This window comes from Cryobacterium algoricola, assembly GCF_004402485.1.
In the GTDB taxonomy this organism is placed as follows: domain Bacteria; phylum Actinomycetota; class Actinomycetes; order Actinomycetales; family Microbacteriaceae; genus Cryobacterium; species Cryobacterium algoricola.
On record NZ_SOFG01000011.1, the window covers coordinates 407,122 to 421,249 of the forward strand.

Annotated in this window: 12 protein-coding genes; 4 read left to right on the top strand and 8 right to left on the bottom strand. The window is 67.0% G+C overall.

The features are described from left to right. Positions 1–116 precede the first annotated feature (116 nt). Positions 117–2,048, bottom strand: coding sequence for an ABC transporter ATP-binding protein (locus E3O44_RS08640; RefSeq protein ID WP_134534861.1), 1,932 nt, complete (start codon positions 2,046–2,048; stop codon positions 117–119). A gap of 297 nt (positions 2,049–2,345) precedes the next feature. Here E3O44_RS08640 and E3O44_RS08645 point away from each other — a divergent pair, with 297 nt between their 5' ends. Beyond that, positions 2,346–3,209 carry an endonuclease domain-containing protein gene (locus tag E3O44_RS08645; protein ID WP_166792587.1) on the top strand — a complete coding sequence of 288 codons (864 nt, stop codon included), beginning with the start codon at positions 2,346–2,348 and terminating at the stop codon, positions 3,207–3,209. 176 nt (positions 3,210–3,385) lie between these two features. On the opposite strand, the gene E3O44_RS08650 is transcribed toward E3O44_RS08645, so the two are convergent. The 3 genes from E3O44_RS08650 to E3O44_RS08660 all read right to left on the bottom strand — a co-directional run bounded on the left by E3O44_RS08650 (position 3,386) and on the right by E3O44_RS08660 (position 6,849). Beyond that, positions 3,386–4,366, bottom strand: coding sequence for a carbohydrate ABC transporter permease (locus E3O44_RS08650; protein WP_134446748.1), 981 nt, complete (start codon positions 4,364–4,366; stop codon positions 3,386–3,388). Then, positions 4,363–5,334 (bottom strand): carbohydrate ABC transporter permease, encoded by a 972-nt coding sequence (locus E3O44_RS08655; protein ID WP_134534349.1) that lies wholly within the window; start codon positions 5,332–5,334, stop codon positions 4,363–4,365. The genes E3O44_RS08650 and E3O44_RS08655 overlap by 4 nt, the downstream gene beginning before the upstream one ends. A 150-nt stretch (positions 5,335–5,484) precedes the next feature. Then, positions 5,485–6,849, bottom strand: coding sequence for an ABC transporter substrate-binding protein (locus E3O44_RS08660; RefSeq protein WP_134534350.1), 1,365 nt, complete (start codon positions 6,847–6,849; stop codon positions 5,485–5,487). 361 nt (positions 6,850–7,210) lie between these two features. Here E3O44_RS08660 and E3O44_RS08665 point away from each other — a divergent pair, with 361 nt between their 5' ends. Continuing rightward, positions 7,211–8,242, top strand: coding sequence for a LacI family DNA-binding transcriptional regulator (locus E3O44_RS08665; RefSeq protein ID WP_134534351.1), 1,032 nt, complete (start codon positions 7,211–7,213; stop codon positions 8,240–8,242). 87 nt (positions 8,243–8,329) lie between these two features. On the opposite strand, the gene E3O44_RS08670 is transcribed toward E3O44_RS08665, so the two are convergent. From E3O44_RS08670 to rplJ, 4 genes are all read right to left on the bottom strand, one after another. Continuing rightward, positions 8,330–9,622, bottom strand: a complete 1,293-nt coding sequence (locus E3O44_RS08670) for an MFS transporter (RefSeq protein ID WP_134534352.1) — start codon at positions 9,620–9,622, stop codon at positions 8,330–8,332. Further along, positions 9,619–10,149 (bottom strand): MarR family winged helix-turn-helix transcriptional regulator, encoded by a 531-nt coding sequence (locus tag E3O44_RS08675; RefSeq protein ID WP_134534353.1) that lies wholly within the window; start codon positions 10,147–10,149, stop codon positions 9,619–9,621. The genes E3O44_RS08670 and E3O44_RS08675 overlap by 4 nt, the downstream gene beginning before the upstream one ends. A gap of 193 nt (positions 10,150–10,342) precedes the next feature. After that, positions 10,343–10,726 (bottom strand): 50S ribosomal protein L7/L12, encoded by a 384-nt coding sequence (gene rplL, locus E3O44_RS08680; RefSeq protein WP_134446737.1) that lies wholly within the window; start codon positions 10,724–10,726, stop codon positions 10,343–10,345. 44 nt (positions 10,727–10,770) lie between these two features. Further along, entirely contained in the window at positions 10,771–11,292 is a 522-nt protein-coding gene (rplJ, locus tag E3O44_RS08685) for a 50S ribosomal protein L10 (protein ID WP_134446735.1), read from the bottom strand. A gap of 416 nt (positions 11,293–11,708) precedes the next feature. Here rplJ and E3O44_RS08690 point away from each other — a divergent pair, with 416 nt between their 5' ends. Together E3O44_RS08690 and E3O44_RS08695 are read left to right on the top strand one after the other, a co-directional pair. After that, positions 11,709–13,442, top strand: coding sequence for an MFS transporter (locus E3O44_RS08690; RefSeq protein ID WP_134534354.1), 1,734 nt, complete (start codon positions 11,709–11,711; stop codon positions 13,440–13,442). A 2-nt stretch (positions 13,443–13,444) separates the two neighbouring features. After that, on the top strand, positions 13,445–13,969 hold the full coding sequence (locus E3O44_RS08695; RefSeq protein ID WP_134534355.1) for a MarR family winged helix-turn-helix transcriptional regulator: 525 nt from the start codon (positions 13,445–13,447) through the stop codon (positions 13,967–13,969). Positions 13,970–14,128: the final 159 nt, after the last annotated feature.

Consider the following 14,128-nt stretch of genomic DNA (forward strand, 5'->3'; position numbering starts at 1 on the left):
GACGGCGAGGAGTGTTCGAGGAGTGTTCGGTGGGGCGAAGGGGTCGGTCAGCGACCCGGACAACACGGACAACGCGGACACCTCAGACGGACGGGCACGCCTCAACTCTAGTACCGCTATTCGGAGAGGAGCCTGGGCGGATCCAGGACGGGACCCGGACCCGTGACCTGCTCGGAATAGAGCCGCGCGTAGACGCCGTTCGCGGCGAGCAGGTCGGAGTGGGTGCCGCTCTCGACGATGCGCCCGCCGTCAACGACGAAGATCACGTCGGCCGCGACGATCGTCGAGAGCCGGTGGGCGATCGCGATCGTGGTGCGGCCTCGGGACGCGGTGTCGAGGGCGGCCTGGACGACGCGCTCCGAGATGGCGTCGAGGGCGCTCGTCGCCTCGTCGAGGATGAGCACCTCCGGGTTCTTCAGGAGCACCCTGGCGATGGCGATGCGCTGTTTCTCGCCGCCGGAGAGCCGGTAGCCGCGCTCGCCGACGACCGTGTCGTAACGGGCGGGGAAGGACGCGATCGTGTCGTGGATGCTCGCGGACCGGGCGGCGGCCTCGAGTTCGTCCGCCGTGGCATCCGGTTTCGCGTAGCGGAGGTTCTCGGCGATGGTCGCGTGGAAGAGGTAGGTCTCCTGGCTCACGATGCCGATGTGGGAGACGAGGGACTGCTGCGCGAGGTCGCGCACGTCGATCCCGCCGAACAGGACCCGCCCGTCCGTCGCCTCGTAGAAGCGGGGAATCAGGTAGGAGACGGTCGTCTTCCCGGCCCCGGACGGCCCGACGAACGCGGCGAACTGGCCCGGCTCGATCGTGAACGAGACCGCGTCGAGGGTGGGCCGGGACTCGCCGACGGCATCCGGATAGGCGAAGGTCACATCGTCGAACTCGACCCGTCCGGTGGCGGGGCCGCTCTCGGGCACGGCGAGCGCGGCCGGGGAATCCTGGATCGCCGGGACGAGGTCGAGGTACTGGAAGATCCGGGCGAAGAGCGCGCTCGAGGTCTGCAGGTCGAGGGCGACCCTCATCAGGCCGAGCAGGGGGAACAGCAGCCGGGACTGCACCGTCGTGAACGCGACGATCGTGCCGGCGGTGATGTCGGCCGAACCGTTGCTCATCAGGAGGCCGGCGACGAGGTAGACGATCGCGGGGATGCTCGAGAGGAAGATGCTGACCATGGCGAAGAACCACTGGCCGCTCATCTGCTGGCTGACCTGCAGCCGCACCTGGTTGTCGTTCTCGTCGGAGTAGCGGCCGATCTCGGTCTGCTGCCTCGTGAAGCTCTTGGAGAGCAGGATCCCGGAGACGCTCAGGGTCTCCTGGGTGATCGCGGTCATGTCGGAGAGCGATTCCTGCGTTTTGGCGGCGATCCGGGCGCGCACCTGGCCGACGCGGCGCTGGGCGATCACGAGGATCGGCATCAGGATGAGGGCGACGATCGTGAGCTTCCAGTCGAGCAGCAGCATCGCGACGAACGCGGCGAGCACCGTGACGGCATTGCCGAGCAGGCTCGAGATGGTGTTGGTGAGCACGCTCGCGACGCCGCCGACGTCGTTCTGCAGTCTCGACTGGATGATGCCGGTCTTGGTGCGGGTGAAGAAGCTCAGCTCCATGGCCTGCAGGTGGGTGAACAGGCGCACCCGCAGGGCGCCCATCACCGTGTTGCCGACGGTCGCGGTGAGCCAGGTCTGCCACACCCCGAGCAGCTGGGAACCGAGGTAGATCGCGATCATGAGCCCGACGAGGGTCGCCAGGCGCGGCAGGTTGGGCTCTCCCCCGGGCGGGAACAGGCCTTCGTCGAAGGCACGCTGCACGAGCAGGGGCGGCACGACCGACAACGCCGCGCTGATGATCACGAGCACGATCGTGATGGTGAGCGCGGTGCGGTGCGGTGCGAACAGCGCGGCAATCCGGCCGAGCAGGTTCGGGATCCGCGGTGCCTCGGCGTTCTCGGCACGCTGGGCGACGGGGTCACCGCCGCTGATCCGCCCGCGCGGGCGTCCGAACTGTCCGGGCCTGCCGGAGGGGGCTGACCCACCACCGTGGCCGTGCATTGCACTCATGCAGCCAGCCTAAGCGCCGCCGCCGCGGCATCCGCTCGCTCTCGTTGCCCTGCCCCGCTCCCACCCTGCCAACGCGTCCCCCGTGGTTCCGAATTCAGGAGTTGAGCTCGTTTTCGGCTCGAATCCGGCCCGAAACACCCGCTGCGGTGCTCAACTCCTGAATTCGGAACAGTCCGGCGTGCCGCTGCGCGGGTTGTCCACAGGGGCGGAACTGGTCAGGTTCTCCACCGATACTGCCGTGCCGTCCACGTCGACGCCCGCGAACGGGAGGGTTGTCCGATGCCCGGTGTGACGGATATCCTCACTGCCCTCGAAGGCGTCGCCCAGCGCCGGGAGCTCATCGCGCACGGGGTCACGGGACGACAACTGAGTGCCGCCGTCAACCAGCGGCAAGCCTTTCGCCCACGGAAGGGCTGGTACGCGCTCCCTGGGACATCGAACGAGCTCATCCGGGCCGTCCGGGTCGGCGGCAGACTCGGCTGTGTCTCCGCGGCGAGACACTACGGTTGGGCGGTAGCCGAGCGATCGGGACTGCATGTCTGCGTCGCGGACAATGCCGCACGCCTGCGCCTGCCTCATGACAAGCGCGAGCGGATGCCGGCCCCGATTCCACGGGACGTCACGCTGCATTGGGTGGAACATCCCGCGAGCCGTCCCGAATCCAGGCTCGTCACATCGCGCCGCGAAACGGTACTGCAACTCGCCCTCTGTCAAAGTCCCGAGCTGACGGTGGCCGCACTCGATTCCTTCCTGCACCTGGACCCGGTGGGGAGTCTCGACCTGGACGTCTGGCTGCGCGAACTGCCCGATGCAGCGCTCGCGCGACTCATGGAGTGCAACAGGCTGTGCCACAGTTTCCTGGAAAGCATCGGCCGGATTCGGCTCGCGAATGCCGGCATCCGTGGTCGGCATCAGGTCCGGATCGCGGGCGTTGGCCGCGTGGATCTACTGCTCGCCGACTGGCTGGTCATTGAATGGGATGGGCTGGAACACCACGACAACGCTGCGGCGCACGACGAAGACTGCAGGCGGGACGCCGTGTTGGCCACGCAGCGGCGCCGATGCCTGCGTTTCAGCTACAACCTCGTGATGCACCACTGGCCGCTCGTGCTCGCCGCGATCCAGACGACCCTCGCCGGGAACCGGCCCTGAGACCCACGGACCGGCCCCAGGCATCCGCCTGCCGCCCGCCCATCGCCCCTGCAGTGTTCCGAATTCAGGAGTTGCGGCCGCAAACTCCTGGTTTGCGGCCGCAAACTCCCGGATTGGGGTTCAACTCCTGAATTCGGAACAGTGGCGAGGGACGAGGAGCGGATGCCGGGGCCGGGTCAGCCCTTCGTCGAGCCGGCCAGGAGCCCGCGCACGAAGTAGCGCTGCAGGCTGAAGAACACGATGAGCGGCACGATCAGGGACACGAAGGCGGCGGCCGTCAGGCGCTGCCAGTCCTGGCCCCGGGTACCCGTGAGCTCGGCGAGACGCTGGGTGAGCGGGGCGACATCCGGCGTTCCGCCCGAGAAGATCAGGGCGACCAGCAGGTCGTTCCACACCCAGAGGAACTGGAAGATCGCGAAGGACGCGAGCGCGGGAACCGCGAGCGGCAGCACAATCCGGAAGAAGACCTGGCCGTGGCTTGCGCCGTCGACCCTGGCCGCTTCGATGACCTCACTGGGGATCTCGGAGATGAAGTTGTGCAGCAGGAAGATCGCCAGCGGGAGTGCGAAAATCGTGTGCGCGATCCAGACCGGCAGGTAGTTCTGCGCGGGAATCATCGGGATCAGCTGGTGCAGCGCTTCCTGGCCCGGCTTCAGGATCGCGGTGAACATCTGGAGCAGCGGGATCAGCGCGAGCTGCAACGGCACGATCTGCAGCGCGAACACGAGCACGAAGAGGGCGCCGCTGCCCTTGAACTTGATCCAGGCGAAGGCATACGCGGCCATCGAGGCGATCACGAGGGGGAAGATCGTGGCGGGGATCGCGATCGCGAGGGAGTTCACGAAGTACGCGCCGAGCTGCGGGGAGGACTGCGAGGTGGAGAGCAGCACCTCCTTGTAGTTGTCGAGCGTGAAGCCCGGGTTCTGCAGGATGGTCCACCACCCCGTCGTGGTGATCAACCCGGCGGGCCGGAAGGAGGACACGAACAGGCCGAAGGTCGGCAGCGTCCAGAGGATCGCGATGACGAGCGAAACGACCGTCGCCGTGCGCGACGTGAGGCGCCGTTTCACCCTGGCCGACTTGGTGCCGACGGTGACGACCTCGAGGGCGTTCTTCTTGGTGCCGACGATGGGCAGGTCGACTACGTTGTCACTCATCGGATCTCCCTCTGCTTGCGCATGATTCGTACGTTGTAGATGACGATCGGCAGCACCATCAGGAACAGCACGATCGCGAGCGCAGCACCGCGGCCCTGCTCACCGGCCCGGAAGGCCTGCGTGTACATCTCGTTGGCGATGACGCTCGTGTTGAAGTTACCTGCGGTCATCGTGCGCACGATGTCGAAGACCTTGAGGGTGGCGATCGAGATGGTCGTGATCACGACGACGAGCGAGCCACGGATGCCGGGGATCGTGACGTTCGTGAACCGCTGCCAGGCGTTGGTTCCGTCGAGCTCGGCGGCCTCGATCTGCTCGGTCGGGACCCCCTTGATGGCCGCGGAGAGGATGACCATGGCGAACCCGGTCTGGATCCAGATCATCACGATGATCAGGAGGAAGGTGTTGATCGGCGAGGTCTGGAGCCACTGCACCGGCTGGCCGCCGAGCCAGACCACGATCTGGTTCAGGAGGCCGATCTGGTCGTTTCCTCCGGATTTGTAGTCGTAGATGAAGCGCCAGATGATTCCGGCGCCGACGAAGGAGATCGCCATCGGCATGAAGACGAGGGCCTTGAAGTATTTCTCTCCCCGGGACTTGTCAATGAAGACCGCGTAGCCGAGCCCGATGGCCGTTGAGATCGTCGGCACGACGACGACCCAGATCAGGGTGTTGCCGAGGGTGATCAGAGCAGCCGGCTGGGTGAACATCCAGACAAAGTTCTCGGCGCCGACGTAGACACCCGAGCTGTTGGTGAAGGCCAGGAGGGAGGTGCGGAATGCGGGGTAGATCAGGCCGGCAAGGAGCAGGAGCAGGGCAGGGGCGATGAAGAAGGTCAACTGCCAATAGTCTCGCCCGCGTTTCGGGGCCCTGTCGATCAGGAAGAGCAGGAGACCGATGACGAGCGCGAACGCTGCCAGTGCCCCCACTACCTGGATTATCTTTCCGAGTAAGTCTGCGGTCGTCATCGGCCGGTCCCTTCAATCGTGCGCGAAGCTGTCGTGCGAGGGGTCGAGTGGGGGTCGTACATGTCTCATGAGACAGGCGGCGGGGCCTGCCGGGTTACCGGCAGGCCCCGCCCCGAGCCGGGGAGCCCGGGTGCGGGCTCCCCGGACGGTCTAGCTCTTCGGCCAGCTGGCCTCGATGGTGTCGGTGACCTTCTGGCTGCTGTCGCCGCTCAGCCAGGACACGATGCCCTTCCAGAACGAGTCGGTGCCCACGGCACCCGGCATCAGGTCGGAACCGTCGAAACGGAAGACCGTCTTCGGGTCCTGCAGGATCGTGATGCTCTGCTTGAGCAGGTCGCTCGAGGCGTTCGCGGGGTCGAGGCCGGTGTTCGCGCTGATCACGCCGCCCTCCTTGACCCGGTTGTTCGCCCAGGTGTCACTCGACAGGTAGCTGAGCGTCGCGGTGATCGCGTCGCTCGACTTGAAGGCTCCGACGAGCTCGCCACCACCGGTGACTGCCTGGTCTCCGCCGGCCTTGACCGGGGGCATCAGGAACGCGTAGACGTCGCCCGTGGGGGAAACCGTCACGGCAGAACCGTCGGCCTTCTTCCAGAAGCCCTCGTAGAACGAGGCCTGGTGGTGCAGGGAGCACTTGCCGTCGAGGATCGGGAGGCCCGCGTCGCCGAACTGCGTGGAGATGATCGACGAGACGTCGCCGAGACCGCCGTTGACATCGTCCGGGTTCTTCAGGATCGCGCCTGCGGAGTCGAAGGCCTTGACGATGGCGGGATCGTTGAACGGGATCTTGTGCGTGACCCACTTGTCGTAGGTGTCAGCGCCGGCCTGGCGCAGCACGAAGTCCTCGACCCAGTCCGTGCCCGGCCAGCCGGTTGCGTCACCGGATCCGACACCGGCACACCACGGCTTGTGGTCGCCGTCCGCCGCGATCTTCGCGGTGAGGGCGGTCAGTTCATCGAGGGTCTTCGGGATCTCGTAGCCCTTGGCCTTGAATTCCGCGGGCGAGAACCAGATGTACCCCTTGACGCTCGCCATCAGCGGCGCGGCGTAGAATTTGCCGTCGGTTGCGGTGCCGTAGCCCTTCCAGTCCTTCGACCACCACTTGTCGACGTTCGCCTCGACGGCAGCGGGGGCCGGCTTCAGGAAGCCGGCAGCGGCCAGCTTGTTGAAGAGGCCGGGCTGCGGGATGATCCCGATGTCGGGGGCATTGCCACCCTCGGCGAGCACGGCGATCTGGGCTTCGAATTCCTTGGTGCCCTGGTAGGTGACCTTGATACCGGTGCAGGACTGGAAGTCGGCCCAGGAGTTGACGAGGCGGTCGGCCTCGACGTCCTGGATGGTGCCGCCGATCTTGACCTCGGGGCTGTCTTTGAACGTCCCGTAGGACGCGTAGTCGGCACAGTTGGACGACGACGAACTGGATGCGGCGATGTCCCCCGTGCATCCGGTCAGGGCCAGTCCGACCACGGCCGCGGTGGCCAGCGGCAGATAGAGCCGGCGGTGCTGCTTCACGCTCATGCGTTTCTCCTCATTGAGTGTTGCGGGCCTGCGAACGATGCGGATCGCGTGCCGAAATGTGATGCGGGAATGTACTGCGGGAATGTACCGCAAGAAAGTACTGCGGTACAGCGGTTTTCCGGGTGTCCAACCCCTGACGCGTAGCGCGTAAGGAACCGGTTCCACAACACAAACTACGGGAGCAGGCCCGGATTGGCAAGTCAATCTTTGTCACGGAATCGCAAAGATTTGACGATGGTCGCGCGACCACGTACACGCGTTCATTCAAAGTGCCACTGATCGCGTCTTTTTGCTGGAACCGGTTCCAGTGGCGGCGCAACAAGCGCTATTCTGTCCGTACTGATCCAAGGGAGGACGTGTCGTGAGCGCAATCGCCGACGTGGCACGTCTCGCGGGGGTCGCGAAGGCCACGGCGTCCCGTGCGCTCAGCGGGCGTGGCTATGTTTCTGAGGCCACCCGGATCAAGGTCGTCGCTGCCGCAACGGAGATCGGGTATGTCGCCTCGCCGAACGCCGCGAGCCTCGTGACCGGGCGCACCAAGAACGTCGGGGTGATCATCCCCTTCATCAGCCGGTGGTTCTTCTCCGAGGTGCTCGAGAGCCTCGAACAGTCCCTGCTCGCCGAGGGCTACGACATGACCCTCTACAACCTGCCCGCGGCATCCGCCGAGCGGGACCGGGTTTTCGAGTACTTCCTGGCCCGCAAGCGCTTTGACGGTGTGATCTCGGTCGGCGTCGCACTGAGTGAGGCGGAAGTCGACCGGCTGCACCGCCTCGGCCGCCCGCTGATCGGCATCGGTGGCCCGATCAGGGACGTGCACACGATCGCCATTGACGATGTCGCTACGGCCAGGCTCGCAACCGAACACCTGCTGAGCCTCGGCCATGTCGACGTCGTGCACGTCGGCGGCGATCCCATCGACGAGATGGACTTCCAGGTGCACAGCCAGCGCCTGAGCGGGTTCTACTCGGCCATGCGCACCGCGGGGCGCTCGACCGACGGATGCTTCTACCCCTGCGAGTTCAGCATGCCCGGCGGCTATGCGGTGGGCCTGGCCGTGCTGGGCGACCCGCGCACCCGCCCGACCGCGATCTTCGCCGCGAGCGACGAGATCGCCATCGGACTCATCGTCGCGGCACGGGAGCTCGGCATCCAGGTGCCGGCCGACCTGTCCGTGATCGGCATCGACGGGCATCCGCACGCCGCGATGTTCCGCCTGACGACCCTCGAACAGCATCCGCGGCGGCAGGGCCGCCTCGCCGTCAGTGCGCTCCTGACCGAACTGGCGCGTCCGGCGGAGGCGGAGCTCAACGTCGACGGGTACCTCACCGTGCTGCCGACGAACCTCGTGATCCGGGCGAGCACGAGCGGCCCGCGCCAGCCGCAGCCCTGACCAATGCGACGGAGTATTCAGGTTCTGGACACGTTCGAGCGCGTGTGAAGCGCTTGCCGGGCGAAATCTCCGTCGACTCGGTTCGGGTCAGCTGTCGCCGGCGCCGATCGCCTCTGCTTCTTCGAACTCGTCCTCCATCGCACCGTCGGCACGGGCGAGGTGGCGGTGGCCGAGCACGAGAATCGCGCAGGCGACGAGCACGGATGCCGCCCCGGCGTAGAAGGGGACCGCCGGACCGAAGAACTCGGCGAGCAGGGTGGCGGCAGGCGGCGCGATCGCCCCGCCGAGGAACCGCACGCCGGAGTATGCGGATGACGCGACCGGCCGCGGCAGGTCGGTCGCCTCCATCACGGATTCGGTGAGCACGGTGTTGAGCACGCCGAGCAGCAGCCCGCCGACGATGACGCACGTGACGACTCCGGCGGCCGATCCGATCAGCACGCCCGCAGCGGCGAGGTCGAGGGCGAGCAGGGGCAGCACGAGCCAGAGCACCCGGCTGCGACGCATCCGCCTGGTCAGGAGCGGGGCGACCCAGACCGAGGTGACCGCGAGCGAGATGCCCCAGCCGAAGAAGACCAGGCCGAGGGTGATGGCGCTGCCGAGGCCGAGCGGAACGAGCGCGAACGGCGTGTACGCGAGCAGCACGAAGAAGCCGATGTTGTAGAACAGGGCGGCGCTCGCGAGAATGCCGAGCCCCGGCCGGGCGAGGGCGCGGAACGGCGCGGAGAGCCGGATCGGGGCGGGCTTCTGCGGCTCCTTCTTCAGCATCACGATGATCGCGACGAAGCCGATCGCCATCAGTGCTGCGCTGCCGAAGAACGGTCCGCGCCAGCTGATGCTGCCGAGCAGCCCGCCGATGAGCGGGCCGATCGCGATGCCGAGCCCGAGGGCGGCCTCGTAGAGGATGATCGCGGAGGACGTTCCTCCGGACGCCGCCCCGACGATGGTCGCGAGCGCGGTCGAGATGAAGAGGGCGTTGCCGAGTCCCCAGCCGGCGCGGAAGCCGATGATGGTCTCGACGTTCTGCGACAGGCCGGCGGCGAGCGCGAACACGATGATGAGCGCGAGGCCGATCAGCAGGGTGCGCTTGGCGCCGATCCGGCTGGACAGCCAGCTCGTGAAGAACATCGCGATGCCGGTGATCACGAGATAGCTCGTGAAGAGCATCTCGGTCTGGGTCGGGCTCGCCGCGAGGTCACGGGCGATCGCGGGCAGGATCGGGTCGACGAGGCCGATGCCCATGAACGCGATCACGCACGCGAAGGCGACGGCCCAGACCGCGGTCGGCTGGTGCAGGATGCTGCCGCCGCCCTCCCTGGGCCCGCGTCCGTCGGTCGCGGCGGGGGTTCCGTGTTCCGCCAGTGCGGTCACGCGGCTCATGCGCGGGCTCCGGCCGGAGTCCCGGCCGCCGGCGAAGCGGCGGATGCGGCGGATGCGGCGGATGCGGCGGATGCGGCGACGGGTACCCGCTCGGCGGGCACCTCGCTGCCGTCGAGGCGGTCGCGGAGGATGTCGACGGCGTTCCGGATCGTGGTGAGCTCGGCATCCGCCAGCCCGTCGAACATCGGCAGGAGGGCTTCGGCGAGTTCGCTGCGCCAGGCGGAGAGGGCGGCGTCCCCCGTCGGGGTGATCACGGTGCTCGTGACGCGGGCGTCGAGCGGGTCGGCGAGGCGGGCGGCCCAGCCGCGCTCGACGAGGTGGGTGACGAGCTTGGTCGCGGTCGGCTGCGAGATGCGGCTGCGGGCGGCGACCTCGCCGAGGCGGATCGGGCCGAGCTGGCGGAGCACGCTCAGCGTGCGCCAGACCGCCGGCGACTCCCGGCCATCCGCGGCGTGGGCGGCGACCCGGGCGAGCCGGTGGTTCACGGTGATCAGGTCACCGAGGAGTGCGGGAAGGTCAGAAGGCATTCCTCCACTGTACATAGCTAGGCTATCTATGTCCATAGCCCGGCTATGGACATCGGCTCGCGTGGGGTGAACCGCCGCGCTGCTTTAACGGCAGAAGGCGCCGCATCCAGTGGATGCGACGCCTTCGGCGTGGTACGAATCGAACGGCTGACGCCTGTCGACCCCAGTACGAAGAACCCCCTGAGGGGCCCGACTACTTGAGGGTGACGGTGGCGCCGGCGGCCTCGAGGGAAGCCTTGCCCTTTTCGGCAGCTTCCTTCGTGACGCCCTCGAGGACGGCCTTCGGCGCGCCATCGACAACGGCCTTGGCCTCGCCGAGGCCCAGGCTGGTGAGCTCGCGCACAACCTTGATGACCTGGATCTTCTTGTCGCCGACCGACTCAAGGATGACGTCGAAGGCGCTCTGCTCTTCGACCTCTTCAACGGCGGCGGCGGGGCCAGCGGCACCGGCGACGGCGACGGGGGCTGCTGCGGTGACCTCGAAGGTCTCCTCGAACGCCTTGACGAACTCGGACAGCTCGATGAGGGTCAGGCCCTTGAACTGTTCGAGCAATTCTTCGGTGGAAAGCTTTGCCATGATTATTCTCCCTATAGTTTCTTAGTTACTCACCGCTAGCAGGCCTATGCCTGGTTCGCGGACTCCTGCTTCTCACGCAGTGCTTCGATGGTGCGAACAGCCTTCGAAAGCGGTGCGTTGAACAGATATGCGGCTCCGAACAGCGAGGCCTTGAACGCGCCGGCCAGCTTGGCCAGCAGCACTTCACGGGACTCGAGGTCGGCGAGCTTGCCTACCTCTTCGGCAGTGAGCGGGCTACCGTCGAAGTAACCACCCTTCACTACCAGGAGAGGGTTTGCCTTGGTAAAGGCACGCAGGGTCTTCGCGACGGCGACGGGGTCTCCGTGCACGAAGGCGATGGCGGACGGGCCGGCGAGTTCGTCGTCAAACGACGTGATGCCGGCGTTGTTGGCCGCAATCTTGGTGAGCGTGTTCTTTACCACGGCGTACGTGGCGTCCGCACTGATGGAAACGCGCAGCGTCTTGAGCTGCGCAACAGTGAGACCGCGGTACTCGGTGAGCAGAACGGCGGTCGAGCTCTGGAATTTCTCCGTCAGCTCGGCGACCGTTGCTTCCTTGTTCGCCATGGCGCTCCTCTTGGTTTCATGTGCCGGTAGCCCGGGGCGCAGACATGAAAAAAGCCCCAGCGCAAGGCCGGAGCTGAGCAGTTCTTGCGAACTGAAACTGAACTTCGATTCCTGCGCGGGCTGTTCACATGAGTGAACCTTCGGTCGCTGTCCATTACTGGGCAGCGACAACCGGCGGTCTTTGGCTTCGTTCACTGTAACGGATGCCGCGGGCCGGCGCAAATCGCGGCATCCGCTCGCCGTGAGCGAGCGAAACGGCACAGGTAGTTGACCTGAGTCCACTATCGAGATATAGTTGACGCTTGTCAATTACACCGCCCAGGAGTTCTATGTCTCGCGTTTCATCCGTTCGTACCGCTCCACCGCAGAACCCGCAGGGCCACCGCGCACTCCCCCACCGCGATTCGGACACGCCGATGTCGAAGCGGCAGGTGCTCGAGGCCCTCTCCGGCCTGCTGATGGGCATGTTCGTCTCGATCCTCGCCGGAACCGTCGTCAGCACGTCTCTGCCGCTCATCCTCTCCGACCTGCACGGCGACCAGTCCGCATATACGTGGGTCGTCACCGCGACCCTGCTCGCGACGACCGTCAGCACGCCGATCTGGGGTAAGTTCGCCGACCTCTTCGACCGCAAGCTGCTCATCCAGCTCTCGCTCGTGGTGTTCGTCCTCGGTTCCGCACTCGCCGGCTTCTCCCAGAACACCGGCACCCTGATCAGCTTCCGCGTGCTGCAGGGCCTCGGCGCCGGCGGCCTCGCCGCGCTCAGCCAGATCATCATGGCCGACATCATCAGCCCCCGCGACCGGGGCCGGTACGCCGGGCTGTTCGGCGCGGTCCTGGCCCTCGGCACCGTGGGCGGCCCGCTGCTCGGCGGTGTCGTGACGGACGCCTTCGGCTGGCGCTGGAACTTCTTCATCGCCCTTCCCGTCGCGATCCTCGCGATCATCCTGCTGCAGCGCACCCTGCACCTCCCGGCCAGGGTCAAGCGGGTCGTCAAGATCGACTACCTCGGCGCGATCCTGATCACCGCGGGCATGTCGCTCCTGATGATCTGGGTGACCATTGCCGGCACCCAGTTCGAGTGGGCATCCGTGCCCTCGTTCCTGATGGTCGGCGGCGCCGTCGTGCTGCTCGTCGCCGCGGTGTTCGTGGAGTTCAAGGTCAGCGAGCCGATCATCCCGCTCACCCTGTTCAAGAACCGCACCTTCACCCTCGCCGTCATCGCGAGCATCTCCGTCGGCGTCTCGATGTTCGGCACCTCCGTCTTCCTCAGCCAGTACATGCAGCTCGCCCGGGGAGCAACGCCGACCCAGTCCGGCCTGCTGACCATCCCGATGATGGGCGGCTACCTGATCTGCTCGGTCACCTTCGGCACCCTGATCAGCCGCACCGGCAAGTGGAAGGCGATCATGGTCTCCGGCGGAGCGCTCGTGATCGTCGGCCTGCTGCTGCTCGGCACCCTCGACTACCAGACCAACCTCGTGCTCGTCGGCGTCTACATGTTCGTGCTCGGCTCCGGCCTCGGCATGCTGATGCAGAACCTCGTGCTCGTCGTGCAGAACTCGATCGAGGTCAGGCACCTCGGCGTCGCCACGAGCAGCGTCACCTTCTTCCGCAGCCTCGGCGGCACCATCGGCGTCTCGGTGCTCGGCTCGGTGCTCGGCTCCGCGGTCGCGCAGCACATCACCGACGGCGTGGTCGCGCTGAGTCCCGCGGACAAGATGGCCGCGGCGAGCGCGCTCGGCTCCGGGACCATCCCGCGTGTCGCGGACCTCCCTGCTGCCGTGCGCACCCTCGTCGAATCCGCGTACGGGTCCGGCGTCGGCACGGTCTTCCTGATCGGCATCCCGCTCGCCGTGATCACCCTCGTGATGGTCACCCTGCTGCCGAACGCGACCCTCGGACGGAAGACGGGCATCGCCAGGGCCCGCGAGGGCGCCGGCGCCGGCACCGCGGCCGGGCACGCCGGCCTGACCGCAGTCGAGCGCGCTGCCGAGCGCGAAACGGAGGTCGAGGAGATGGAAGACATCATGATCGAGGTGAGCGCGGCATCCGCCGGTCTCGCCCCCGCCGGTCTCAACAACCCGACCGGGGTGATCCACCTGCCGAAGGACGACCAGCCCGCCCGGCGCAGAGTCAGTAGTCTGTGAGCATGATTCACGGGACCCCCGGCCTGCCGCAGCGCGCCACCGCGCCGGACGAGCCCGGGACTGACACCCGGGTCGAAACGCCCGGCGCTGCGCCGAGCGTGGAGTCGGCGTCGGCGATCACCGAGGTGGAGGAGCAGCTGAGCGTGCTCGCCGGGCTGATCCGGGCGAGCATGCGGGATGCCGCGCTCTTCATCGACACGTCGCTGCAGCCGTTCGCGTTCAAGCTCCTGCGGCACATCGAGCGCTACGGACCGACGCACTCGAGCGCGGTCGCCGCGGCGCTCTACGTGGACAAGAGCGTGATCAGCCGCCAGGCGAAGCAGCTCTGCGAGCTCGGACTCGTGCGCACCGAACTCGACCCGGACGACGGCCGCGCCCGGTTCCTCGCCGTCACCGACCTGGCACGGGCCAAGCTCGACGCGGTGCGGAACGGCGAGACCGCGATCGTGCACAAGCGCCTGAGCGACTGGCCGACGGACGACCTGCACCAGCTCGCCGCGCTCCTCGCCCAGCTCAACAACCCCTAACCGCGTCTCGCCCCCGCTGTCGCGCCGGGTCAGCTCGCGCCGGGGTGTGCCGAATTCAGGAGTTGAGCCCCGAAACGGGCCAAACCGGGCCAAAAACAGGGCAATCCGGGCTCGACTCCTGAATTCGGAACAGGGGCGCGGCAGGGTGGGGCGGGCGGA